Origin of the sequence: Luteibacter pinisoli, from assembly GCF_006385595.1 — a bacterium.
Classification (GTDB): domain Bacteria; phylum Pseudomonadota; class Gammaproteobacteria; order Xanthomonadales; family Rhodanobacteraceae; genus Luteibacter; species Luteibacter pinisoli.
In genome coordinates this window covers 1,691,008-1,714,439 of record NZ_CP041046.1, presented here as the reverse complement: position 1 = coordinate 1,714,439, position 23,432 = coordinate 1,691,008, and the positions used below count along the sequence as shown (strand labels likewise).

Below are 23,432 nucleotides of genomic sequence, written 5' to 3'. Positions count from 1 at the left end.
ATGTTCATCTATTTGGCCTACGGCCGCTCCCTCCTGCGGAACTCGCCTCGAGGGTGGGCACCGAGGACTCTTTCCAGTACTGAGGCCGAGTGTTTGGACGGCCAAAGCTGACAACACGTACATCCCTTCCCTGTCCGCACGTGGACACGTACGTCCGGACATCCGTGCGTCCGCGGACACTCATCGCACAGGACGATAGCTCATCGAAATGGCTTAAGAGTGCCATTTCAAAGCCTTTCCTAGCGTTGGCACGCACAATGCAACGTCTATTGCGAAGGGCCACCAGGCTCACCTGCCAAACCCGGAGAGACGCCATGAAAGTCGAAACGATCCTGCTCAAGACCTTCTTCGCCGTTGCCGTCCTCACCTGCATCCTGACGATGGGTGCGATGGTTACTACTAGCTCGCCGATCGCGTCCGCCAACGCCATCGCGTCGGCGCGCTAAGGCGCATCACGGGCCTTTGCGTTTTCGCGAAAGATGTCGCGCACAAGGTGCGCTCCTTATTTGTCCCGATCGGTCCAAAGTAGGTGTCGAGAGCCGGCGTGGCCGACCGTTGCGCTCCTGGATCGACCGATCGCCCTGTAGCCAGGTCGCCACGCCGGATCTTCCCGCCAAACGCCCGAACAGTTGCCCGAGTAGGCGCTCGGAAATAAGGCTGGGCCCGGCGGGAAGGGCTCTCGACATCCCTAGGCTAGCGGAGATCGAGATGAACGGCATCGGCGCGGGCGTGGACGTGAGCAAGGCCTATCTGGACGTGGCGGTGTTCCAGCGGAACGAGGTGAAGCGATTCGATAACGGTGCTGCTGGCTGGCGGGCGCTGGTGAGGTGGCTGAAGCCGTACGGGCCCGGCCAGGTCGTTCTGGAGGCCACCGGTGGTTATGAGCAGCGTGCCCTGGGCGCGCTACATGATGCAGGCCTTCCCATGCGGCGGATCAACCCGCGGCAGGCCCGCTTTTTGCCCGGGCCACGGGGCAATTGGCCAAGACCGACCGGATCGATGCCAAAACGCTAGCCCACGTGGCCAGCGTGATCGATCTCGTGCCGTTCCAGCCGCTTGATGCGGACGCCGCCAAACTGCGGCAATACAAGTCGCGACGCGACCACCTGGTGCAGAACATCGCCACGGAAAAGCAACGTCGGCGGCAGCTCATCGATCCGATGCTTCGCGCCGATCTGGACGCACACATCGAATACATGGAACGAGCCCTGCACCGCGTCGAGCAGGTCATTTCCGACCTCATCAAGGACACCCCGCAGGCCCGGATCGCCCAGACCATCAAGGGCGTAGGTCCCGTCATGATCGCGACGATGATCTGCGAACTGCCCGAACTGGGCCATCTCAACCGCAAGGCCATCGCCAAGCTGGTCGGCGTGGCGCCACTTAACCGCGATAGTGGGCTCTTCGCCGGCCGGCGCACCACGTGGGGTGGTCGGGCCGGGCCGCGCTCGGCGCTGTACATGTCGGCCGTCACGGCAGCCCGCTACGACCACCTGCTGAAGCCGTTTTACGAAAGCCTCATCGGTCGTGGCAAACCAAAGAAGCTCGCCTTGGTCGCCGTCATGCGCAAACTGATCGTCATCCTCAACGCGCGGATGCGAGAGGCGATGGCCATGTCGGCCACCGCCTGATCGCGAACACAGTTGCTACAAGGTGGCGGTAGGTTTGTGCCGCACGTAACCGTATCGGTTGGTGCGGGGGCGGCAAAGCCCCTGGGGCCGACGTAAGCAGAGGGCCGCCCGGTGATCGGGTTTCGCGGAAGCGGCGCTACGGCCCGCTCCGCAAGGACTGCGTCCGGCGGCCCCAGGGGCTTTGCCGCCCCCGCTCCGCGAAACCCACCAAAAACGTTTGAGCAAAAAAAACCCCGCCGAGGCGGGGTTCTTGAGATCAGGCAGCGTCTACGCGAGGCATCTTCTCCAGAATGCCCAGCATCGCCCCCAACTTCTCACGCATCTCACGACGATCCACGATCATATCCACCGCACCGTGCTCCACCAGGAACTCCGGACGCTGGAAACCCTCAGGCAATGTCTCGCGCACCGTCTGCTCGATCACGCGCGGGCCCGCAAAGCCAATCAGCGCCTTCGGCTCCGCCACGTTCAGATCGCCCAGCATGCCCAGCGACGCCGACACGCCACCCGTCGTCGGATGCGTCAGCACCGAAATGTACGGCACACCCGCGTCGTGCATGCGCGCGATCGCGGCCGACGTCTTCGCCATCTGCATCAGCGAGAACAGGCCTTCCTGCATGCGCGCGCCACCGGTCGCCGAGAAGCACACCAACGCGCTCTTCTCCGCCAGGGCCTTCTCCGCCGCGCGGGCGAACTTCTCGCCCACCACCGAGCCCATCGAGCCGCCCATGAAGGCGAACTCAAACGCCACCGAGACCAGCGGACGGCCGAGCAGCTTGCCCGACATCGCGATCAGCGCGTCCTTCTCGCCCGTGTTCTTCTGGGCGGCGACGACGCGGTCCTTGTACTTCTTCTGATCCTTGAACTTCAGCGCGTCGACGGCTTCCATCTTCGCCCACAGTTCCGTCGTGGTGCCTTCATCGAAGAACGCATCCAGGCGCACGCGAGCCGAGATGGCGTGGTGGTGGCCGCACTTCGGGCACACCATCAGCGACTTCTCCAGCTCCGGCTTGTACAGCACGGTGCCGCAGCCAGCGCACTTTTCCCACACGCCCTCGGGCACCTTGCCCTTGCCGCCCGGACCCGCGGGTCCGCGGGTCTTCGGCGTCATGATTTTTTGCAGCCAGTTCATGGTGTCTCCCAAAAGCCTGTGTTCGATCAGCGCGCGTCGAGCGCGGCGCGGATCGGTGCGAGGAATGCCGTTGCCTTGCCCGTGGCATCGTCGGCCGAGGTGGCGTCGGCGAGGCGCTCCACCAGGGCACTGCCGATGACCACGGCGTCGGCAAATTCGCCAATCGCCTTCGCCGATGCGGCGTCGCGGACGCCGAAGCCCACCGCGACCGGCGCCTTCGATCGGGCGCGGATCCCGGCGACGCGCCCGGCGATATCGCCGGTGCTCAGCTGGGCCGCGCCGGTGATGCCAGCGAACGACACATAATACAGGAAGCCCGACGCGGCCTCGCACAGCTGGGCCAGGCGGCCCTCGGCGGTGGTCGGCGAGGCCAGCAGGATCTGGTCCAGGCCCGCCTCGCGAAGCGGCGCCAGCACGTGCGACTCCTCCAGCGGGCAGTCCACCATCAGGACGCCATCCACGCCGGAATCGACGGCATCTTCGGCGAACGCCGGGTAACCGTACATTTCCACCGGGTTGAGGTAGCCCATCAGGACGATCGGCGTCTCGTTATCCGTCTCACGGAAAGCCGCGACCCAGGCCAGCACGTTGTGCAGGCCCACGCCTTTGGCGATGGCCCGTTCGGAGGCATGCTGGATGACCGGGCCGTCGGCCATGGGGTCGGAGAACGGCACGCCCAGCTCGATGACGTCGGCGCCGGCGGCCACCAGGCCGTGCAGCAGGGGCACCACGTGCTCGGGCGAGGGATCGCCGGCGGTGATGAAGGTGACGAGGCCGGTGCGGCCGGCGGCCTTCAGGGCCGCGAAGCGCTTTTCAATGCGGCTCATCAGAGTTCGATCCCTTCACGCGCGGCAATCGTGTGCACGTCCTTGTCGCCACGGCCCGACAGGTTGGCGAGGACGAGGCCGTCCTTCGGCAGTTCGCGGGCCAGCTTGATCGCCTGGGCGATGGCATGGCTGGATTCCAGCGCGGCGAGGATGCCTTCGGTGCGGGCCAGCAGGTGGAACGCTTCCAGCGCCTCGTCGTCGGTCACGCCGACGTACTCGGCACGGCCGGCGTCCTTGAGGAACGCATGCTCGGGGCCGACGCCCGGGTAATCCAGGCCGGCAGACACCGAATGGGTTTCCATGATCTGGCCATTCGGGTCGGACAGCACATAGGTGCGGTTGCCGTGCAGCACGCCGGGCTTGCCGGCGGCCAGCGAGGCAGCGTGGCGGCCGGTGGCGATGCCGTCACCCCCCGCTTCCGCGCCGACGATGCGCACGTCGCGGTCGTTGAGGAAGGCGTGGAACAGGCCGATGGCGTTGGAGCCACCACCGACGCAGGCGGTGATCACGTCCGGCAAGCGGCCGAACTGCTCCAGCGTCTGCTCGCGTGCTTCGCGGCCAACGATGGCGTTGAAGTCGCGGACCATCTGCGGGTACGGGTGCGGGCCGGCGACGGTGCCGATGATGTAGAAGGTGTCGGCGACGTTGGTGACCCAGTCGCGCATCGCTTCGTTCAGGGCATCCTTCAGCGTCTTCGAGCCAGAGGTAACGGGTACCACTTCCGCGCCGAGCAGGCGCATGCGGTAGACGTTGATCTTCTGCCGCTCGATATCGACGGCGCCCATGTACACCACGCACTTCAGGCCCAGGCGAGCTGCGACGGTGGCGCTGGCCACGCCGTGCTGGCCCGCGCCGGTCTCGGCGATGATGCGCGGCTTGCCCATGTGCCGGGCGACCAGCGCCTGGCCCACGGTGTTGTTGATCTTGTGCGCGCCGGTGTGGTTCAGGTCTTCGCGCTTGAGGATGATGCGCGCGCCGCCCACGTGCTTGGTCAGGCGCTCGGCGAAATACACCGGGCTCGGACGGCCCACGTAGTACTTGAGGTCGCGGTCGAGCTCGGCGATGAAGGCCGGATCCTTGCGCAGGCGCTCGTAGGCGGCCGTGAGTTCGGCCAGCGGCTCCATGAGCGTTTCGGCGACATAGATACCGCCGTAATCACCGAAGCGCCCATGCGCATCCGGGTAGGCGTGGAAATCCGAGATCTGGGTCATTGCGATACCGTGTGGTGCAAAAAGGGGATCACGCGCTGGGGACGGCGCGCACGGCGGCGAGGAAGCGTTCCATCTTAGCCCGATCCTTCAGGCCGGGCGACGTCTCGATCCCGCTGGAGAGATCCACGCCCCAGGGCCGGGCGGTGCGGATCGCCTCGGCGACATTGTCGGCGGTGAGTCCACCGGCGAGCACCAGCGGTTGCGCCAGGTCGCGTGGCATCCGCGCCCAGTCGAAGCGCTGGCCGCTGCCACCGGTTTCACCCAGGCCGTGCCCGTCGAGCAGGAGGCCGGCTGCGCCGGGGTACGCACGCAGGCGCGGCAAGGCGCCCTCGCCTTCGCCCATGGCGATGGCCTTGAGGTAGCGCACGCCATGGGCGGCGCATTCGGCATCGGTTTCCGTGCCGTGGAACTGCAACATGTCCGGGCGCACGCGGCTGACGATTTCGTCGACCCATGCCGCATCGTCATCCATCACCAGCACCACGGTGCTGACGAAGGGCGGCACGGCATCGCGCAGCGCGATGGCCTGGTCGATGTCGACGAAGCGCTTGCTCTTGCGCGTCATCACCATGCCGACTGCGTCCACACCGAGCTGCGCGGCGGCCTGGATGTCGTCGATGCGGGTGAATCCGCAGTACTTGATCCGGGTCACAGCGTCACCTCCGGCGGCAGGCCCCAGTGGGCTTCGTACAGCGGGCCGAGGAAGGTCAGGCCTTCCGGCGGGGCCGTGGCACCGGCCACGTCGCGATTGCGGCCTTCCAGCAGTTCAGCCATCCATGCGACGGGCTGCTCGCCGCGGCCGATGGGAATCAGCGAACCGACGATGTTGCGCACCATGTGATGCAGGAAGGCGTTGGCCTCGATCTCGACCACGATGTGGATATCGTCGCGGAAGACACGGATGGCGCGGACATTGCGACGCGCGTGCGCGGCCTGGCACGAAATGGCGCGGAAGGCGGAGAAATCGTGCTCGCCAACGATGGCCTGGGCGGCCTCGTGCATGCGCGCCGCGTCCAGCGGTTTCTTTTCCCACGCCACGAAGCGCGCATCCAGCGACGGGCGTACGAAACGTGGCAGCAGCCGGTAACGGTAGCGGCGCATGCGTGCGGAGAACCGGGCGTGGAAGTCGTCGGCCACCGGCTGGGCCCAGGTCACGGCCACCGAACGCGGCAGGTTGGAGCAGGCGCCGAGCACCCAGCCACGCATGTCGCGGACCACCTCGGTGTCGAAATGCACCACCTGACAGCGCCCGTGGACGCCCGCATCGGTGCGACCGGCGGCGGCCACTTCGACCGGTTCGTGGGCGACGAAAGAAAGGGCTTGCTCAAGCGCGCCCTGCACGGTCTTCGCATGGCTGAGCTTCTGCCAGCCAAAGAAGTCAGTGCCGTCGTATTCGACGCCTAGGGCAATACGCATGGGGTCACGGGGCGATGGAAACCGGGAAGGTTACCACCGCCCCGCCCCGTCGGCACGGTCAGGCCATGCCGTCCATGATGCGGCGGGCCGTGTCCTTCTGGGTCTGGCTGCCTTCGTTGATCACTTCGTCGAGCATCAGGCGGGCGCCTTCGGCGTCGCCCATGTCGAGGTAGGCGCGGGCCAGGTCGAGCTTGGTGTCGACCGGATCGTCGCTGAAGCTCTCCGTGCCGGTACCGTCGACCACCGGTTCGTCGTCCGGGAAGCTCGGCTCGTCGAAGCGCGGCGGTTCGTCAAAGCGCGGCGGCTCGACCGGGGTGGCCGGGGCGGTGGCATGCCCTTCGTCCTCGAACGACCAGCTGGAACGCTCTTCCACCGGCTCGACCGGCTCGGCGTCCTTCGCCTCGGTGTAAGGCGATTCCGGGGCGTCCACGTCGAACACGTCCGGCGCGTGCGGGCGACGGTCGGCCTCGGCGCGCTGCACCGGGGTCAGGTCGAAGTTGAAGTGGTACTCGCTGCGCTTCTGCGGCAGCGGCGGGGCCGGATGGCCGTCGTCGTCCGGGCTGGTCACGTACGTGCCCAGGTCGAACGCTTCCAGCGCTTCGGCATTCGCGTGATCGGTGTGCGACGGGGCGTAGGTATCGCCCTCGTACGGATCGTCGATGGCGTCGACCGGCTGGCCGCCGAACAGCGGGTGCGTGGGGGCGAGCTCTTCGCCCATCATCACCACCTCGCGCCATTCCGGCTGTTCCGGGTCGGCCACGTGGGCGAACATCGCTTCGGCGGCGGCTTCGAAATGGTCGACGTCGCGACGGCCGTAATAGAGGCTGACCAGCTCCAGGTGCAGGCCGATGTCGTCCGGATGCTCGGACAGCGCATCGATGATCTCGCGCTGGTCCTGGTCCATCGGCTCGTGTTCGTCGAAATCGAACTTGCCGAAGGTCGGCTCCTGGCCGAAGCGGTCCGCCAGCGAGCTCGGCGCGGCAGCGGCCACGGCCTTCTTGCGGCGGCCAAACACGGCGGCGACGAGCAGCAGCAGGATGACGATGGCGCCGCCACCCCAGGCCCACGGCTGCATGAACCACGGGTCTTCGTCGGCAGGCGCCGGGGCCGGCGTCAGCACGTGCTTCGGCTTGTCGGGCGCCGCCGCCGGCGGCGTGGCCGGCTGGGCAGCGGCCGGCGCCGGCAGCGGTGCGGTGGCCACGGTGGCGGCAGCGGCCGGTGCATTGGCAGCGGTATCGGGCGTGCTGGCCACCGGCGTCGCCGGGGCCGAAGCGGCCGGCGCAGGCGCGGAGGCAGCAGCCACCGGCTCGGCAGCCGCCGGGGCGGGCGCCGGTGCGGCAGCGACAGGCGCCGGGGCGCTGGCCGCGGGCGCCGGCTCGCCGGCGTGCTTGCGGGCCTCGGCGAGCTTGCGCTGCAGCTCGGCGATTTCCGTGTCCTTGAGGCTCAGCAGGCGCTGGTTCTTCGTGTTGATGGCTTCCAGGTCACCCACCCGCGACTTGAGCTCGGTGCCCTGCTGCTTGAGCGAGGCGACCGATTCCTGCGACGTGGCGAGTTCCTGCTTGAGGCCGGCGACCTGGGCATCGCCCGTGCCGCCCTTCACACCGGCGCGCGTGGAAGCGGCATCGCCACCTTCCTTCGCGGGCACGAGGGCGAGGCGATCGCTCTTCGGCGTGCTGGCCTTGCCCGACGACTCGGCACCGCTGGAAGCGCCATCGGCCACGGAGGCCGGCGCACGCGCGGCGCCCGAGCGCCAGGCTTCGTTCTGGCGGCGCACTTCGGCCAGCGCGGCGGCGGCGGACTGGGCCTGGACGTCGTCATGCGACGGCATGCGCAGCACCGCGCCGGTCTTCAGCGCGTTGATGTTGTCGCGGTAGAACGCGTCCGGATTCGCCTTGTGCAGGGCCACCAGCATCTGGTTGATGTCGGCGCCATTGGCGTTGTCGCGGGCGATGGTGGAAAGCGTCTGGCCGCGCTGGACCGGGCCGATGCTGCCGTTAGCCGCCTGGGCAGCCGGCGCTGCGGGAGCGGCAGGCGCGGCGGCGCGCGGCTGGCCGCTGTCACGCGGTGCGGCGGCCTTGGCCGGCACGCGGGCGGCACGGCTTCGGTGCGCGAGGGGCGCGGTGCGGCAGCCGCGGTAGCGGCGGACGGGGCCGCGGGTGACCCCGGCGGATCCAGCAGCATGGTCACTTCGCGAATGGCGGAGCTGCCCTTGCCGCTGGTGACTTCCACCAGGAAATCGAGATAGGTATCGCGCACCGGGGCGCTGCTGGTCACATGGATGACCGGCTGGCCGGCGGCGTTCTTGCCGACGGTAAAGCTCAGCTGCACCGGCATGCCCGATTTATTCAGGCCCGCGCGGGAGAAGGCTTCATCGGAGGCCATGGCGACATGGATGTCACCCGGGTTGCCGGTAACCCCGGTCAGCGGAATATCCGCGGACAGCGGCTGGTCCATCGTGGAGTGGACCTGGACGGCACCAAGGCTCTGGGCCAGCGCCTGGCTCCCCCCCATGGCAAGCGCTAGCATGATCGACAGCTTCAAAGTACGGTTCATCACTTGCATCCCCCGAACAATTCCATGCTGACGGCGCGCCTCTTTCGGGCGATCGGCCGCGAAGGCGCCACTGTAGTGCACCCCAGCAACAACTAACAATAGCGGCTACGGGCATTTACGCGACGAAGTTTGTCTCGTTCGCGAGGCCCGTACACGCCCCCCTTACATGTCCTCCCCCATGGAGACCCGAAGGCCCTCAGGGATGCCGCTCGGCGTCTAGCTGCCGTTCGAGTTCCGCGATCTTGCGGTCCCTCTCCTCCAGGGCTTTCCGGGAGGCATCGGAATCGGATTCCAGCGTGTCGACGCGCTTTTTCAGCGCCTTGACCTTCTTGTCTTCGGCGTCGGCCTGCCCGCGCGTCGTTTCGAGCTTCGCCCGGGCGGCCTCCGCCTCCTTCTGGCTGGCCGGCGCCGCCTTCGTCCCGGCCTGCCCCGCCGCGGCCGCCAGGGGCGACAGCGCAAGGAGCAGGCAGGCGAAGGCGGCCCGGCCGATCATCAGAGGTACTTCTCGATCAGGATTTCCGCGATCTGCACGGCATTGAGCGCCGCACCCTTACGGATATTGTCCGAGACCACCCACAGGTCGAGGCCGCGCTCATGGGAGATATCCTCGCGGATGCGGCCGACGAACACCGGATCCTTGCCGGCGGCATCGCTGACCGGGGTCGGGTAGCCACCCGCGGCCCGCTCATCGATCACCACCACGCCTTCGGCCTGCTCCAGCAGCCCGCGGGCCTGTTCGGCGGTGATCTTGTCGCGGGTTTCGATGTGTACCGCTTCCGAATGGCCGTAGAACACCGGCACGCGCACCGCCGTCGGGTTCACCTGGATGGATGGGTCTTCCAGGATCTTCTGGGTCTCCCAGACCATCTTCATTTCTTCCTTGGTGTAGCCATTGGGCTGGAAGTCGTCGATGTGCGGGATGACGTTGAAGGCGATCTGCTTCGGGAACTTGGTCGATTCCACGTCCTGGAAGTTCAGCATCTGCGCCGTCTGCTTGCCCAGCTCTTCAAGGCCACTGCGGCCCGCGCCGGATACCGACTGGTAGGTGGCCACGTTGATGCGCTCGATGCCCACTGCGCGGTGGATCGGCGCCAGGGCCACCAGCATGCCCATCGTCGAGCAGTTCGGGTTGGCGATGATGCCGCGCACCGTGTAGTCGGCGATGGCGTGCGGGTTCACCTCGGAGACCACCAGCGGGATGTCGTCCTGGTAGCGGAACTCGGAGGTGTTATCGATCACCACGGCACCGGCCGCCGCGGCGCGCGGGGCGTGCTCACGGCTGACCGAACCGCCGGCGGAGAAGAACGCGATGTCCACGCCGTCGAAGTCGAATTTGGCCAGGTCTTTGACGACGTACGATTTTCCGGCGAAATCAACGGTACCGCCCGCCGAGCGCTCGCTCGCCAGGGGAATCAGTTCGCTGACGGGAAAGTCCCGCTCGGCCAGGATCGAAAGGAGGGTTTCACCGACGGCGCCGGTTGCACCCACCATCGCCACCTTGTAACTCGTCTTCTTGCTCATCGTCGCTCTTGTTGGCGTGGGTAGAGGGTCAGCTGGCGTCAGCCAGCACACCCGGGTTGAGGATCGTGGGTGGCCGACCGGCGCTGGGACCATGCCCGAACGCAGCCAGCACATTGTCCACAGCCAGCGACGCCATGCCGCGACGTGTGTCGCGACTTGCGCTTGCGATGTGTGGACTGAGCACGACATTTTGCTGTTCGAGCAGGTCCGGATGGACCGCGGGCTCCCCCTCGAACACATCGAGGGCCGCCGCGGCGATCTCGCCGTCGGCCAGCGCCCGGGCCAGCGCTTCGTCATCGACGATGCCGCCACGGGCGATATTGGTCAGGGTGGCCGTCGGCTTCATGGCCTTCAGCTCGGCCGCGCCGATGGTGTGGCGGTTGGCCGGGGTGAACGGCAGCACCAGGATGAGGTGGTCTGCCTGCGCCAGCAGCGCGGCCTTGTCCACATACGTGGCGCCGCACTCGGTTTCGATGGCGGCATCGAGCCGCGACCGGTTGTGATAGATGACCCGTGCCCGGAATCCAACGGCGCGGCGGGCGATGGCCTGGCCGATGCGGCCCATGCCGAGGATGCCGATGGTGCTGCCGTGGATATCGGCGCCCAGCCAGCCTTCGAACCGCGAACCCTTCCACTGCCCTGCCCGGAGCCAGCGCTCCGCCTCGCCGACACGACGGGCGGCCGCCATCATCAGCGCCCAGCCGTAGTCGGCCACGGTCTCGTTAAGGACATCCGGCGTATTGGAGGCGCCAACGCCCGCCTCGGTGAGGGCGTCCAGGTCGAGGTTGTTGTAGCCCACGCCGAGGTTGGCGACGAAGCGCAGCTTCGGTGCGCCCTTCAGCACGCCGGCATCGATGCGGTCGGCCAGGCCGACGATGGCGGCATCGGCATCCGCCAGGCGTACCGCCAGTTCCTCGGGCGAGAACGCCCGCTCCTCGGTTTCGGCCGTGACCTCGAAGTGCTCGCGCAGGCGGTCGACGATGTCAGGAAAAAACGGCCGGGAGACCCAGACCTTCGGCTTGCTCATCACTTACTCCTGCACGGTGCCCGGGATGCGCGGCGACACCGGCACGACATCGCCGCACTGGGCGCGATGGCGCAGGGCCTGGTCCATCAGCACCAGGGCCAGCATGGCCTCGGCGATGGGGACGGCGCGGATCCCGACACAGGGATCATGCCGGCCCTTCGTGACCACTTCGGTGGCCTCACCCGCGCGGTCGACGCTGCGACCCGGGATCAGCACGCTGGAGGTGGGCTTGAAGGCCATGGATACGACGACGGGCTGGCCGGTGGCGATGCCGCCGAGGATCCCGCCCGCGTGGTTGGAAAGGAAACCCTGCGCGGTGATCTCGTCGCGGTGCTGGGTGCCGCGCTGGCTGACGGCGTCGAAGCCATCGCCGATCTCCACGCCCTTGACGGCGTTGATCGACATCATCGCGGCGGCGAGTTCGCCGTCGAGCTTGCCGTAGATGGGTTCGCCCCAGCCCACCGGCACGCCTTCGGCCACCACCGTGACCCGTGCGCCTACCGAATCACCCGACTTGCGCAGGGCGTCCATGTAAGCCTCGAGTTCCGGGATCTGCTCGGCGAAGGGCCAGAAGAACGGGCTGGTCTCGATGGCGGCGGCGTCGAAGCCACGCGGGGTGATCTCACCCACCTGGCTGACATGGCCCTGCACCGTCACGCCGTAGCGGTGGGCAAGCCACTTCTTGGCGATGACACCGGCGGCCACGCGCATGGTGGTTTCACGGGCGGACGAACGGCCGCCACCGCGCGGGTCGCGGATACCGTACTTCTGCCAGTACGTGTAATCCGCATGGCCCGGGCGGAACGTGTCGAGGATGTTGCCGTAATCCTTTGACCGCGCATCGGTGTTGCGGATCAGCAGGGCGATGGGGGTGCCGGTGGTGACACCCTCGTAGACGCCCGAGAGGATCTCGATGTCGTCGGCCTCGCGCCGCTGCGAGGTATGCCTCGAGCGGCCCGTGGCACGGCGCTCGAGGTCGGCGCGGAATTCACTGGCCTCCAGCGGCAGGCCGGGCGGGCACCCGTCCACCACGCACCCGATCGCCGGGCCGTGGCTTTCGCCGAAGGTGGTTACGGAGAGGAGCTTGCCGAACGTATTGGAGGACACGGTGTTTCCGTCAGGTGTTTAGTTCCGCGCAGCGCGTGCGGCCGAGATATCCGCGGCGTGCGCGACCAGGTCGCGACGCTCGAGGGCAAAGATGCCCATCTGGCCCACCTTGAACTCCAGCCAGACGAAGGGAACGCGCGGCAGCAGGTTCGCCAGGGCGTGTTCGCTGTCGCCGACTTCGACGATAAGCAGGCCGTCGTCGCTGAGATGGTGGGCGGCCTCGTCGAGGATGCGCAGGGTGATGTCCAGTCCATCATCGCCGGATGTCAGGCCGAGGACCGGTTCATGGCTGTATTCGGCCGGCATCGCGGCGTATTCGTCGTTGGTGACGTACGGCGGATTGGAGACGATGAGGTCGTAGACCTCGTCCTTCACGCCGGAGAAGAGGTCGGACTTGATGGCCCGGACGCGGTCTTCGGCGTGCTGGTAGACGATGTTCTCGTTGGCGAGGCTCAGGGCGTCGTCGCTGATATCGACGATGTCCACCTGCCAGTCCGGGTTGTACTCGGCCATGGCGATGCCGATGCAGCCCGAACCGGTGCACAGGTCGAGGGCGCGTTCGATATGGCGGTCGTCGAGCCAGGGGGTGAAGCGGCTTTCGATGAGCTCGGCGATAGGCGAGCGCGGCACGAGGGCGCGGCGGTCGCTCTTGAACTTGAGGCCAGCGAACCAGGTTTCGCCGACGAGGTAGGCGACCGGGACGCGCTCGGTGACGCGCCGTTCGATGAGGGCGAGGATGTTTTCGCGCTCGTCGGCCACCAGCTTGCCTGCGCCGTAGGCCGGCGGGATGTCGGGCGGCAGGTGGAGGGCGGCCAGGACCAGGTGGGTGGCTTCGTCGATCGGATTGTCATGGCTATGGCCGAAGGTGAGGCCTGCGGCGGAGAACCGGCTGGCGCCGTAGCGGATGAAATCGATGATGGAGGTGAGTTCGCTGGTCACGGGCGGGGGGCTTTCTTGGGGCTGGTCGGGGAGTATAGCGGTCTGTGGCCGCAGGGGAGCCCTGGGTGCCCACCCTCGCTGCTCAGACAACGCTCTGCGTTCGAAAAGGAGAGCCGCTACGCGGCTGGTTTACCTATGGGCCTACGGCCGCGAACCGGTGGCTGGGCGGGGGTTTTCGACACGACATTCCCTGTCGTGGCGAAAACGGCGGGCCATCCATGGCCCACCCCCTGCGGGCCTGATCCTTCCAGCCCCCTCGCTCCACTAAACTCGCCTCGAGGGTGGGCACCCAGGACTCCCTCCATCGGTGTGGTTTCGTGATGGAAAGCCAACGCCTACAGGGTGCGTGTAACCGCAACATCTCCGCCTTGTCCGCACGCGGACGCCTGTGGTCGGACATCCATTCGTCCGCGGACACCGTGCGTGTAGCGTGACCCATTCAACGAAATGGCTTCACCACGCCGTTTCCCGCGTGTTTCCCCGCTTGGCACGCCCGATGCAACGTCTACAGCGAAGGGCCGCAAGGCCTACCAGCCAGACACCGGAGAGACGCCATGAAAGTCGAAACCATCCTGCTGAAGACCTTCTTCGCCGCCGCCGTCCTGACCTGCATCCTGACGATGGGTGCGATGGTTACCACCAGCTCGCCGATTGTTCCGGCTAATGCAATTGCCTCGGCTCGTTAAACCACACGATGGGGCCTGAGCGTTTGGGCGAAAGATGCCGCACCCTGAAGGGCGTAAACGCAAAAGGTGCGCTCGTACAAAGCGGCGGTGTAGCTTGTGCCCCAGGGAACTGTATCGGTCGCAGCGGGGTCGGCAAGGCCCCTCGGGCCGACGTAAGCAGAGGGCCGCGCACCGATAGGGTTTCGGAAAGCGGATCTACGGCCCGCTCCGCAAGGACTGCGTCCGGCGGCACGAGGGGCCTTGCCGACCCCGCCCCGCGACACGCGCAACACCCGCAAGGCTTAGCCATATAGCAGATAGGCCCTCAGGCCCCGCTGGCATACAGTGCCCGTTCCCCCTTCGAAGGGGAGCCCTGAAGGACCCGAGATGATCGCTCCAAGGCGCCTGCTCCTGCTTCTGCTGGCCTGCACGGGCCCCGGCTACGCCCAGGAAATGCACGACCACGACCACGGCGTACCCGAAAAACTCGGCACCATCGCATTCCCCATCTCCTGCGCACCCGCCGTCCAGCAACCGTTCAACCGCGCCGTCGCCCTGCTCCACTCCTTCGCCTACGGCCCCGCCCAGAAAGCCTTCCGCGACGTCGCTGAAAAAGATCCGCGCTGCGCCATGGCCCACTGGGGCCTGGCGATGACGTACTTCCACCCGGTGTGGCAGCCCGCCCTGCCACCGGAGACCTTCGCCCTCGGGCAAAAGGAAGCGCAGGAAGCCGTGCGGCTGCAGCCGGCGGCGGCGCGCGAGCGCGGCTATATCCACGCCGTTGCCCTGCTCTTCCAGGCCAACCCCGCGCTCAAGCCCGAGCAGCGGACGCAGGCCTACGAACAGGCGATGGCCAAACTGGCCAGCGAGCATCGCGACGATCTCGAGGCCCAGGTGTTCTACGCGGTAGCGCTTCTTTCGAATGCCTCCATGGCCGACAAGACACACGCCCGGCAAAAGCAGGCGGTGGCGATCCTCGATCCGCTGTTCAAGGCGCACCCTGATCATCCCGGCATCGCGCACTACCTGATCCACGCCAGCGATAGCGCGGAACTGGCGTCGCATGGGCTGGATGCGGCACGCAAATACGCCAGCATCGCGCCCTCGGCACCGCATGCGTTGCACATGCCGTCGCACATCTTCACGCGGCTCGGCCTGTGGGACGATTCGATCCGGTCCAACCTCGCTTCCGAGGCCGCCGCGCGTGCGCAGGGCGACATCATGGGCGAGCTGCATGCGATGGATTATCTCGTCTATGCCTATGTGCAGACCGGTCGCGAGAAAGAAGCCCGGCAGGTGATCGCGGACATGAAGGCGATGCCGAAGCTGGACATGACCAACTTCGCGATTGCCTATGCCAGCGCGGCCATGCCGGTCCGCGTCGCCGTGGAGGGCGAGCACTGGAAGGAAGCGATCGCCCTGGCGCCACCGCAAGGCGCGCCGGATTCCGTGGCGGCCATCCCGGTGTGGGCCAAGGGCCTGGGCCTGGCCCGTACCGGGCGCGCGGACGACGCCGATGCACAGGCCGCCCGCCTGCGCGCGATGGAAGCGCGGCTGAGGACGTCCGGGGATATGTACTGGGCGGACCAGACCGGCATCCTCGCCACCGAGGTGGCGGCGTGGGCCACGCAGGCGCGCGGTAACGACGCCGGGGCGACCGCCTTGATGCGCGACGCAGCCGAAAAGGAAGACGCGCTGGAGAAGCGCCCGGTGACGCCGGGGCCGATCGTGCCGGCGCGTGAACAGCTGGGCGAGCTGCTGCTCGCGCAAAACAAGCCGGGCCCGGCGCTGGCCGCGTTCCAGGATGCGCTGGCCCAGGCGCCCGGCCGCGCGGGCTCCCTGCATGGTGCCGACGCGGCGGCGAAGAATCCCTAGGCCCGAGGACCGGGATCGCTGGTCGCCGGCTTGCCGTCTTCGTGGTGGCCGGCGTAGCGGCGGAGGTAGCCCGGGGCAGCGTGCTTGGTGACGGAGACGTCGTACCAGCCAGCGCTAGCGGTGAGGTCCAGCGTGACGGTCTGCGTCTCGCCCGGTGCCAGCGTCAGTTCCCGCGGCGCCGCGCTGCCATAGGCGTTCCCCACACGGCACGCCACGACTGACGTGCCCGCATTGCTTACCGCGACGTCCACCTCGCGCTGGCCGCTCACGCCGCGCACCGTGGCTTCCAGCGCATCGTCGGCAAACCCGCGCAGTGCCGCGTAGTAGCCGTTGGGGCCGTGGATTCGACGGTTGTACGCGTCGCCACGCGCGGCCAGCGGCCAGCTGTCTTCAAGACGCTCGCCGGCGCTTGCCGTATAACGGCGCGGCGGCGCATCGCGATCGAGGCCGTCGTAAACAAGGAAAGCCGCGCCGAGGACGCCGGTGTTGTTGAAGACAACGCGGCTTTGCTGCGCATCGAGGCGGTGCTCCACCGTCCACGCGTAGCCAAGCGCTCGCGCCGGCCGCGTGCCCGGTTCCTGCACCGGCATCACCTGCGCCGCCGGGACGGTGATGGGCGCCTTGCCATCGGAACCGTGCGGCACGGCGATCGCCGGTACACGATGATCGTGGCGACCGGCGAAATCGAAGCAGCTGGTGAGGTCGCCGCACACCGCGCGGCGCCAGGTGCTGATGTTTGGCTCTTCCACACCGAAGCGCTTCTCGAGGAAACGCAGCACCGACGTGTGGTCGAAGGTCTCGCTGCACACCCAGCCACCACGCGTCCATGGGGAGACGACGATCAACGGCACGCGATTACCGAGCCCCACGGGCTGGAGACCCTTTGGGTCGCTATCCGGCACGATGGGGCTGGAAATGCGCGGATGCGCATCCAGGTCCATCACCTCATCACGCAAGCCGTCGACGAGTGCGGCGGATACCCTGCCGCCCTCCCCGTTCTTCAGCGGCGGCGCGGGCGGCACGACATGGTCGAAGAACCCGTCGTTCTCGTCGTAGTTCAGGATCAACGCCGTGCGGCTCCACACCGCGGTGTTCGCAGTGAGCGCATCGAGCACCGCACGGATGTAGAACGCACCATCCGCCGGCGACGACGTGGGATGCTCGCTGTACTTGTACGGCGCGACGATCCACGTCACCTGCGGCAGGCGGCCATGCACCACATCGTTGCGCAGGTCGCGCAGGGTATGCGTGGAGACGCCGTTGCGCACCAGCGGGCTGTTCGGATCCGCGCCCTCCTTCACCTGGTAGGCCGCGAAGAATTCCAGCGAGTTGTCCGTGTAGTTGTCCGTGGGCGACCCGGGCTCGCCCGTGCCGCCCTGGTAGACGCGCCACGAAATGCCGGCTTTTTCGAGGCGCTCGGGGTACGTCGTCCAGGTGTAGCCGTTGGTGTTGGCGCGCTCTTCGGTGCCCGGGCCATTGGGTTTCGTGCCCAGGCGGCCGGAGGGATCGGACGTGCCGCTCCACAGGTAGATGCGGTTGATCGCGGTGTCCGCAAGCGCGGAGGCGTGGTACGCGTCGCAGACGGTGAATGCGTCGGCAAGCGCGTAGTGGAACGCGGCGTCCTCGCGGCGCAGGTGCGCCATGGTGAGGACATCCTGCTTCTGCTCGATCCAGCGGTCGTTACGGCCGAGGTTCCACGCACCGTGCCCGGTGCTCCAGCCATGGTCCGTGCCTTCGTGGTGGTCACCGCTGGCCCGGGTATCCAGGTGGAATGGATACACCCAGCCGACGTCCGCGCCGATGCCACGCGACTTCCAGAACTTCGTGTGTGTCGCGGTGGTCGGCTGTTTCCACACCGGATCGCCGTTACCCAGTTCGAGCACGCGCGGATCGTTGAAACCACGCACGCCACGCAGGCTGCCGAAGTAGTGGTCGAACGAACGGTTCTCCTGCATGAGGATCACGACGTGGTCGACATCGTTGATCGTCCCCGTGCGGCGGTCCGGTGCCGTGGCGAGGGCACGCGCGATCGACGCCGGGAAGCCCTGCGCGATGAGCGAGGCAGCGACGGTGGCGCCTGCGCCTTGCAGGAACCGGCGGCGATCACGGGAAACCATAAACGACTCAGTCCTTCAGCGAAGCGATGATGGCAGCATGCAGTTCGGGTGTCGCGGCGGCAACGACCCTTCCGCCGCTGTCGAGGCCCAGCCGGCGTCCTTCCCAGTCAGTCATGACGCCGCCGGCCGCTTCCACGACGGGCGCAATGGCCAGGTAGTCATACGGCATGAGATTAGACTCGATCACGGCATCGATGTGACCGGACGCGAGCATGCCGTAGCTGTAGCAGTCGCCACCGAAGCGGCGCGCGTAGGCGGCGCGGCTGGTGCGGTCGAAAGCGGCCCACTCGTCCGGCGTGAACATGTCCGGCGTGGTCGTGTACATCGTGGCATCGGCCAGGCTGCGGCAGGCACTTACCCGGCACGGCAGGCCGTTCAGCGTCGTGCCCACGCCCACATGGCCGATCCAGCGCTCGTCGAGCGCGGGCATGTCGAGGATGCCCAGCACCGGCTGGCCCTGGCGGAGCAGCGCGATCAGCGTGCCCCAGAGCGGCCACCCCGAGATGAAGCTGCGCGTCCCGTCGATCGGGTCGATGGACCAGACGAATTCCGCATCCACGCGGCTGGCGCCGTATTCCTCGCCGAGCAACCCGTGTGCCGGCCACGCCAGCTCGATCCGCTCGCGCAGCATGGATTCCACGCCGCGGTCCACGGCGGTCACCGGGCTCATGTCGCCTTTCAGGGTCACATCGACCGGGCGGCGGAAACGCGGCAGAGATAAAGCGCGTGCATTGTTGGCGATGCCCGTGGCAAACGCTTCGAACTCAGCCCGCTCAGCGGCGGACAGCGGGGCATGGACGGTCACGCTGGACTCCAGGAAGACGTGCGCGGCATAGCGTCCGCACGTTTCACATTAATGACGAAAACGAAAATTCTCCTGTGGACGCGAATCCACATGTTTGCAAATATACCCAAAACGACACACGGGTGGGTGAACTTTTCCACCCCGCCGGTTGCGAGATAACCCCAGGGTCCTGCATGCGTCCAGTCCACGCCATCGCCAGTGTCACCGCGTTGCTAGCCCTGTGCACGGCAGCGCATGCGGGCACGTTGACGGTGTACTCGGCGCTGGAGAGCGATGAGATCGCCACGTACCTGGCCGGCGCGAAACAGGCGCTGCCCGATGTGGACGTCCACGTGCTGCGCCTGTCCAGTGGCGACCTCGCTGCCCGCCTGCTCGCCGAAAGCGCCGAGCCACGCAACGATGTGGTGTGGGGCATGGCGGCCACGGACTTGCTGGATCCGCGCATCGCGGCCCTGCTGCAACCGGTGCACACCACGGCGATCGACGCCCTGCCCGCGCGTTTTCGTGGCAACGATGGCCGCTGGTTCGCGCCGACGGGCTACATGGCCGCGCTCTGCGTCAACCGCGAAGCGCTCGCCGAACACGGCCTGCCCATGCCGCGCACCTGGCGCGACCTGGCATCGCCGAAGTACCGCGGCCAGTTGGCCATGCCGGATCCGGCATCGTCCGGTACGGGCTATATGGTGCTGTCCTCGCTCAGCGATGCCGGCCGCGATGCGAAGGGCATGCAGTTGATGACCGACATCGCCGCGAACATCGGTCAGGTGACCCTGTCCGGCTCCGCGCCGTGCAAGCTGGCGCGCATCGGCGAGTTTCCCATCGGCATTTCGTTTGCGTTTTCGGCCATGCAATCCATCCACCAGGGCTACCCGGTGACGATGGTGCTGCCTGCCGATGGCACGGGCTACGAACTGGAAGGCTCGGCCCTGATGAAGGGCGCGGCCAACGTCGGGGATGCAAAGCGTTTCCTCGACTGGACCGCTTCGCCGGCCGCGGCCGCGCTCTATCGCGGCTACAAGGAAATCGTGGCGGCACCGGGCAGCACGCCCACCGACGAACAACGGCGCGCGGGACTGCCGGCCAATGTGGTCGACCACCTGCCCGCGCGCGACTTTGAAGCAGCGGCGCGCGAGCGCGCGGCACTTATTGCACGGTTCAAGCACCTGACGCGCTGACGCGCCGGGTTGCTGGGGGAGGAGGGTTCATGCATCTGCGCATCGAGGAGGTTAGCAAGGCCTGGAATGGCCACACGGTGCTGGACCGCGTGTCATTTGACGCGGGTGCGAGTGATTTCGTCTGCCTGCTGGGCCCGAGCGGCTGCGGTAAGACCACGCTGCTGCGTATCGTCGCCGGCCTGACCGAGGCGGACGCTGGCCAGGTGCACCTGGGCGGCCGCGACATCACCCGCCTGCCCGCCCGCGAGCGCGGCATGGGCATCGTGTTCCAGTCGTATTCGCTGTTCCCCGACCTGACCGCCGCGGCGAACGTGGGTTACCCCATGCGCCTGCGCGGCGTGCCGGCATCCACCATTGCCACCCGCAGCACGGAGTTGCTGGCGAAGGTGGGGCTCGGTGGGTTTGGCGGGCGCTTCCCGGACGAGCTTTCCGGGGGCCAGCAGCAGCGCGTGGCACTGGCCCGTGCGCTCGCCGCCGAACCGGCCTTGCTGTTGCTCGACGAGCCCCTATCCGCGCTGGATCCGGCCATCCGCAGCCAGCTGCGCGGTGAGATTCGCTCGCTGCAGCGTTCGCTCGGCATCCCCACCATCATGGTGACGCACGACCAGGACGAAGCCCTCGCCCTGGCCGACACCATCGTCTGCATGAAGGCCGGCCGCATCGAACAGATCGGCTCGCCGCGCGACCTGTACGAGCGCCCGGCTTCGCGCTTCGTGGCGGATTTCATCGGCCGCGCCAACCTGTTGCCTACCGCCTTCGTTCGCGAAGTGATGCCCGGCTTCCTCGAGCGCCGCCCGCCGGGTGCGGATGCGACGTGGGAGCTCTGCCTGCGGCCCGAAGACCTCGTGGTGGAAGCGAATCCGCGCGGTGATGCCGTGGTGGCCGATGTCACCTTCCTCGGCAATGTCGCCCGCGCCGGCATCGCCTGGCGTGGCCAGCGCCTCACGGCGGAACTGCACGGGCGCAGCACGCTGGTCTCCGGCGAATCCGTCTCCATCGATGCCCTGCGCGGCGCCTGGGTGTGTGCGTGAACGCCGTCGCCGCCCCACGCACAGTGCCGCACACGCGCTCGCTCGCGTGGCTGCTGCTGGCCGTGCCGTGCCTCGGGCTGCTCGCGTTCTTCCTCTATCCGCTGGCGACCGTCGCCTGGCGCAGCCTGACGGATGCGTCGGGTGCCTTCACCCTGGGCAACTACGCCCGGCTGTTCGACGATCCGGGCCTGCCGCGCGCTGCGCTGCACAGCCTGGAGACCGGGCTGGCGACGACGTTCTGCACGATGCTGCTCGGCCTTGGCCTGGCCATGGCGCTGCATCGCTCGCGCCTGCCGGGCAAGGCACTGATCCGCGCGGCCCTGCTGCTGCCGATGCTCGCCCCGTCACTCGTCCTGGGCCTTGGCCTCGTCCTGCTGCTTGGGCGCAACGGCCTGGTGCATCGCCTCACCGGCCTGCCCACGGATATCTACGGGTTCACTGGCCTGGTCATCGCCAACACCCTGTATGGCCTGCCGCAGGTAGTGCTGATCGTTTCAGCCGCACTGGCCCGCACGCCGGCACGCCACTACGACGCCGCAGCTTCCATGGGCGCGACCGCGTGGCGGCAGTTCATCGACGTGACCCTGCCGCGCCTGCGCTTCGCGCTGATCGCCGCCGCCTTCCTGGTGTTCACCGAAACGCTGACGGACTTCGGCAGCGCGGTCATCGTCGGTGGTAACTACCGCGTGCTCGCCATGGAGATCTACAGCGAAGTGGTCGGCCAGCTCGATTTTGCGATGGGCGCGACGCTGGGCATGTTCCTGCTGCTGCCTGCCCTGTTCTCCGTATGGCTGGGCCGGATGGCGAAACGCCGCCAGGACAGTGGCGACGCCAGCCCGGGCCGCGCCCTCGTACCGGCCCATCACACCGGCCGCGATGTCGTCCTCGCGCTGGTGGCACTGCTGGCCCTGCTGCCCATGGTGGCGGTCGTCGGCACCGTCGCTTACGTCTCGTTCGTGAAGCTGTGGCCCTACCAGCAGGCCCTGACACTGGCGAACTACACCGGCCTGACTGAAGGCTTCGGCCCGGTGGGCACCTCGCTCAGCATGGCTTTTATCGCCGCCGCCGCGGGTACCTTGCTGGTGTTCGCCCTGTGCGCCGGCCTGCGCAAGGCGCCGGCGGCCGTCGCGCGCCCGGTGCAGTTCATCGCCTCGCTACCTGCCGCGGTGCCGGGCATGGTCATCGGCCTGGGTTATGTCATGGCCTTCAACCACGGCCCGTGGTCGGGCTGGCTGCACGGCAGCCTGCTGATCATCGCCGCGTGCAGCCTCTACCACTATCACGCTCAGGCCTTCCTCACGATGCAGACCGGCATGCGCCAGGTGCCGGATGCGCTGGAAGACGCCGTGGCGGCGTTTGGCGGAAGCACGCGCGAGGTGCTGCGCGATGCCGTGTTGCCATTCACCGCGCCGGCGGCGATTTCCACCTTCTTTTACCTGTTCATGCGCTCGATGGTGACGCTCTCGGGCGTGATCTTCCTGGTCACCGCCGACACCAGCCTGGCCTCGGTCAGCGTCATGCGCCTGGACGAAAACGGCTTCCTGGCCCAGGCCGCCGCGTACGCCATGTGCGTCGTGGTGGCGGGCGCCCTCGCCCTGGGCGCCATGCGCCTTCTTTTGCACATCCTCAAGGAACGACGCCATGTGGCATGAAGAACGACATACCCGTATCCGCGACCTGCTGCGCGCCAGCGGCCAGGTGTCCGTGGAACGGATCGTCACCGAACTGGGCGTGTCGCGCGAAACCATCCGCCGCGACCTGGTCGAGCTGGCCGAGCGCGGCGAGATCCGCCGCGTGCACGGCGGTGCCGTGCTTACCTCGGACGAGCCGCCGATCGACGTGCGCCACGCGACCCGCGTGCGCGAGAAGCGCGCCATCGCCAAGGTGGTCGCCAGCCTGGTCGAAAGCAACCAGACCATTTTCATGGATGCGGGCAGCACCATGAACCTCGTGGCCGAAGCACTGGCCACGCGTAGCGGCCTCACCATCATCACCAATGCGATGGACGTCGCGGCACGCTTCGCGGCGCGCCCCGGCAACGAGGTGCATCTGCTCGGTGGACGCTTCAACGGGCAGATCGGCTGCACGAACGGCGCCGCCACCATCGCCGAGATCCACCGTTACCAGGCCCACGTCGCCATCCTCTCCCCGGTGGGCGTGGATGCGAAGGCCGGCGCCAGCAGTTTTGAGCTGGATGAAGTGGAGGTGGCCCGCGCGATGTGCTCCAACGCACGCCGCGTGATCCTCGCCGCCGACCACTCGAAGATCGGCGTGCGCAGCCGTGCCAGCTGGTGCGATGCCGAGCGCATCGATGTCCTTGTCACCGACCGCAAGTCCGAAAAATCGCGCGCGTTCGCCGCTGTCCGCAAGGCCGTCGGCGAGGTCGCACTCGCCTGATCC

General features: G+C 67.5%; 22 protein-coding genes and 1 pseudogene. 9 read left to right on the top strand and 14 right to left on the bottom strand.

All coding sequences use genetic code 11. The features are described 5' to 3' along the window. The first annotated feature begins 314 nt into the window (after positions 1-314). From FIV34_RS21350 to FIV34_RS21345, 3 genes are all read left to right on the top strand, one after another. Positions 315-446: a hypothetical protein gene (locus FIV34_RS21350; RefSeq protein ID WP_281286841.1), complete on the top strand. Its 132-nt coding sequence runs from the start codon at positions 315-317 to the stop codon at positions 444-446. Positions 447-708: 262 nt separating this feature from the next. Further along, positions 709-1,014: an IS110 family transposase gene (locus tag FIV34_RS21195; RefSeq protein ID WP_281286840.1), complete on the top strand. Its 306-nt coding sequence runs from the start codon at positions 709-711 to the stop codon at positions 1,012-1,014. Next, the gene (locus FIV34_RS21345) at positions 978-1,631 is read left to right on the top strand and encodes a transposase (protein ID WP_281286839.1); all 654 of its coding nucleotides are present in this window, start codon (positions 978-980) and stop codon (positions 1,629-1,631) included. The genes FIV34_RS21195 and FIV34_RS21345 overlap by 37 nt, the downstream gene beginning before the upstream one ends. Before the next feature lie 256 nt (positions 1,632-1,887). Here FIV34_RS21345 and accD read toward each other — a convergent pair whose 3' ends face one another. From accD to prmB, 12 genes and pseudogenes are all read right to left on the bottom strand, one after another. Beyond that, positions 1,888-2,763: an acetyl-CoA carboxylase, carboxyltransferase subunit beta gene (gene accD / locus FIV34_RS07850; RefSeq protein WP_139981313.1), complete on the bottom strand. Its 876-nt coding sequence runs from the start codon at positions 2,761-2,763 to the stop codon at positions 1,888-1,890. A 26-nt stretch (positions 2,764-2,789) separates the two neighbouring features. Next, entirely contained in the window at positions 2,790-3,590 is an 801-nt protein-coding gene (gene trpA, locus FIV34_RS07845) for a tryptophan synthase subunit alpha (RefSeq protein ID WP_139981311.1), read from the bottom strand. Next, positions 3,590-4,801, bottom strand: coding sequence for a tryptophan synthase subunit beta (gene trpB / locus FIV34_RS07840; RefSeq protein WP_139981309.1), 1,212 nt, complete (start codon positions 4,799-4,801; stop codon positions 3,590-3,592). Before trpB ends, trpA begins: the two co-directional genes overlap by 1 nt. Before the next feature lie 28 nt (positions 4,802-4,829). Then, positions 4,830-5,453: a phosphoribosylanthranilate isomerase gene (locus FIV34_RS07835; protein WP_139981307.1), complete on the bottom strand. Its 624-nt coding sequence runs from the start codon at positions 5,451-5,453 to the stop codon at positions 4,830-4,832. Next, positions 5,450-6,217, bottom strand: coding sequence for a tRNA pseudouridine(38-40) synthase TruA (gene truA / locus FIV34_RS07830; RefSeq protein ID WP_139981305.1), 768 nt, complete (start codon positions 6,215-6,217; stop codon positions 5,450-5,452). Before truA ends, FIV34_RS07835 begins: the two co-directional genes overlap by 4 nt. Positions 6,218-6,275: 58 nt before the next feature. Next, a complete protein-coding gene (locus FIV34_RS07825) occupies positions 6,276-8,303 on the bottom strand; it encodes a FimV/HubP family polar landmark protein (RefSeq protein ID WP_246058777.1) in 2,028 nt (675 codons plus the stop codon). Between the two features lie 137 nt (positions 8,304-8,440). Next, positions 8,441-8,671 (bottom strand): annotated as a pseudogene (locus FIV34_RS21555) (type IV pilus assembly protein FimV); the annotation flags it as partial. A 295-nt stretch (positions 8,672-8,966) separates the two neighbouring features. Continuing rightward, a complete protein-coding gene (locus tag FIV34_RS07820) occupies positions 8,967-9,263 on the bottom strand; it encodes a hypothetical protein (protein WP_139981303.1) in 297 nt (98 codons plus the stop codon). Further along, positions 9,263-10,291 carry an aspartate-semialdehyde dehydrogenase gene (locus FIV34_RS07815; protein WP_139981301.1) on the bottom strand — a complete coding sequence of 343 codons (1,029 nt, stop codon included), beginning with the start codon at positions 10,289-10,291 and terminating at the stop codon, positions 9,263-9,265. Before FIV34_RS07815 ends, FIV34_RS07820 begins: the two co-directional genes overlap by 1 nt. 28 nt (positions 10,292-10,319) lie before the next feature. Further along, positions 10,320-11,318: a 2-hydroxyacid dehydrogenase gene (locus tag FIV34_RS07810; protein WP_170207538.1), complete on the bottom strand. Its 999-nt coding sequence runs from the start codon at positions 11,316-11,318 to the stop codon at positions 10,320-10,322. A 3-nt stretch (positions 11,319-11,321) separates the two neighbouring features. Continuing rightward, positions 11,322-12,425: a chorismate synthase gene (gene aroC / locus FIV34_RS07805; protein WP_139981296.1), complete on the bottom strand. Its 1,104-nt coding sequence runs from the start codon at positions 12,423-12,425 to the stop codon at positions 11,322-11,324. An 18-nt stretch (positions 12,426-12,443) separates the two neighbouring features. Beyond that, positions 12,444-13,364, bottom strand: coding sequence for a 50S ribosomal protein L3 N(5)-glutamine methyltransferase (gene prmB, locus FIV34_RS07800; RefSeq protein ID WP_139981294.1), 921 nt, complete (start codon positions 13,362-13,364; stop codon positions 12,444-12,446). Positions 13,365-13,918: 554 nt separating this feature from the next. Between prmB and FIV34_RS21340 the strand changes: the two genes are divergently transcribed. Both FIV34_RS21340 and FIV34_RS07795 read left to right on the top strand, forming a co-directional pair. Beyond that, positions 13,919-14,050 (top strand): hypothetical protein, encoded by a 132-nt coding sequence (locus FIV34_RS21340; protein ID WP_281286838.1) that lies wholly within the window; start codon positions 13,919-13,921, stop codon positions 14,048-14,050. A gap of 366 nt (positions 14,051-14,416) precedes the next feature. Then, positions 14,417-15,904 carry a tetratricopeptide repeat protein gene (locus tag FIV34_RS07795; protein WP_139981292.1) on the top strand — a complete coding sequence of 496 codons (1,488 nt, stop codon included), beginning with the start codon at positions 14,417-14,419 and terminating at the stop codon, positions 15,902-15,904. On the opposite strand, the gene FIV34_RS07790 is transcribed toward FIV34_RS07795, so the two are convergent. Beyond that, a complete protein-coding gene (locus FIV34_RS07790; protein WP_139981290.1) occupies positions 15,901-18,021 on the bottom strand; it encodes a phosphocholine-specific phospholipase C in 2,121 nt (706 codons plus the stop codon). The two genes, FIV34_RS07795 and FIV34_RS07790, sit on opposite strands and share 4 nt — an antisense overlap. Before the next feature lie 7 nt (positions 18,022-18,028). Continuing rightward, positions 18,029-18,826: a histidinol-phosphatase gene (gene hisN / locus FIV34_RS07785; RefSeq protein WP_139981288.1), complete on the bottom strand. Its 798-nt coding sequence runs from the start codon at positions 18,824-18,826 to the stop codon at positions 18,029-18,031. Between the two features lie 173 nt (positions 18,827-18,999). On the opposite strand from hisN, the gene FIV34_RS07780 reads away from it, so the two are divergent. Genes FIV34_RS07780 through FIV34_RS07765 form a run of 4 tightly spaced genes read left to right on the top strand, consistent with a single transcriptional unit; the run spans position 19,000 to position 23,429 of the window. Further along, positions 19,000-20,001: an ABC transporter substrate-binding protein gene (locus FIV34_RS07780; RefSeq protein WP_139981286.1), complete on the top strand. Its 1,002-nt coding sequence runs from the start codon at positions 19,000-19,002 to the stop codon at positions 19,999-20,001. A 29-nt stretch (positions 20,002-20,030) separates the two neighbouring features. Next, positions 20,031-21,032: an ABC transporter ATP-binding protein gene (locus FIV34_RS07775; protein ID WP_139981284.1), complete on the top strand. Its 1,002-nt coding sequence runs from the start codon at positions 20,031-20,033 to the stop codon at positions 21,030-21,032. Beyond that, positions 21,029-22,684 carry an ABC transporter permease subunit gene (locus FIV34_RS07770; RefSeq protein ID WP_139981282.1) on the top strand — a complete coding sequence of 552 codons (1,656 nt, stop codon included), beginning with the start codon at positions 21,029-21,031 and terminating at the stop codon, positions 22,682-22,684. Before FIV34_RS07775 ends, FIV34_RS07770 begins: the two co-directional genes overlap by 4 nt. Beyond that, positions 22,674-23,429: a DeoR/GlpR family DNA-binding transcription regulator gene (locus FIV34_RS07765; RefSeq protein WP_139981280.1), complete on the top strand. Its 756-nt coding sequence runs from the start codon at positions 22,674-22,676 to the stop codon at positions 23,427-23,429. Before FIV34_RS07770 ends, FIV34_RS07765 begins: the two co-directional genes overlap by 11 nt. The last annotated feature ends 3 nt before the right edge of the window (positions 23,430-23,432 follow it).

Bases quoted from the DNA above. Each gene is read 5' to 3' on its own strand.
- FIV34_RS21350 (WP_281286841.1), top strand. From the start codon at position 315: ATGAAAGTCGAAACGATCCTGCTCAAGACCTTCTTCGCCGTTGCCGTC.
- FIV34_RS21195 (WP_281286840.1), top strand. From the start codon at position 709: ATGAACGGCATCGGCGCGGGCGTGGACGTGAGCAAGGCCTATCTGGAC.
- accD (WP_139981313.1), bottom strand. From the start codon at position 2,763: ATGAACTGGCTGCAAAAAATCATGACGCCGAAGACCCGCGGACCCGCG.
- trpA (WP_139981311.1), bottom strand. From the start codon at position 3,590: ATGAGCCGCATTGAAAAGCGCTTCGCGGCCCTGAAGGCCGCCGGCCGC.
- trpB (WP_139981309.1), bottom strand. From the start codon at position 4,801: ATGACCCAGATCTCGGATTTCCACGCCTACCCGGATGCGCATGGGCGC.
- truA (WP_139981305.1), bottom strand. From the start codon at position 6,217: ATGCGTATTGCCCTAGGCGTCGAATACGACGGCACTGACTTCTTTGGC.
- FIV34_RS07820 (WP_139981303.1), bottom strand. From the start codon at position 9,263: ATGATCGGCCGGGCCGCCTTCGCCTGCCTGCTCCTTGCGCTGTCGCCC.
- FIV34_RS07815 (WP_139981301.1), bottom strand. From the start codon at position 10,291: ATGAGCAAGAAGACGAGTTACAAGGTGGCGATGGTGGGTGCAACCGGC.
- FIV34_RS07810 (WP_170207538.1), bottom strand. From the start codon at position 11,318: ATGAGCAAGCCGAAGGTCTGGGTCTCCCGGCCGTTTTTTCCTGACATC.
- FIV34_RS21340 (WP_281286838.1), top strand. From the start codon at position 13,919: ATGAAAGTCGAAACCATCCTGCTGAAGACCTTCTTCGCCGCCGCCGTC.
- FIV34_RS07795 (WP_139981292.1), top strand. From the start codon at position 14,417: ATGATCGCTCCAAGGCGCCTGCTCCTGCTTCTGCTGGCCTGCACGGGC.
- FIV34_RS07790 (WP_139981290.1), bottom strand. From the start codon at position 18,021: ATGGTTTCCCGTGATCGCCGCCGGTTCCTGCAAGGCGCAGGCGCCACC.
- FIV34_RS07780 (WP_139981286.1), top strand. From the start codon at position 19,000: ATGCGTCCAGTCCACGCCATCGCCAGTGTCACCGCGTTGCTAGCCCTG.
- FIV34_RS07775 (WP_139981284.1), top strand. From the start codon at position 20,031: ATGCATCTGCGCATCGAGGAGGTTAGCAAGGCCTGGAATGGCCACACG.
- FIV34_RS07765 (WP_139981280.1), top strand. From the start codon at position 22,674: ATGTGGCATGAAGAACGACATACCCGTATCCGCGACCTGCTGCGCGCC.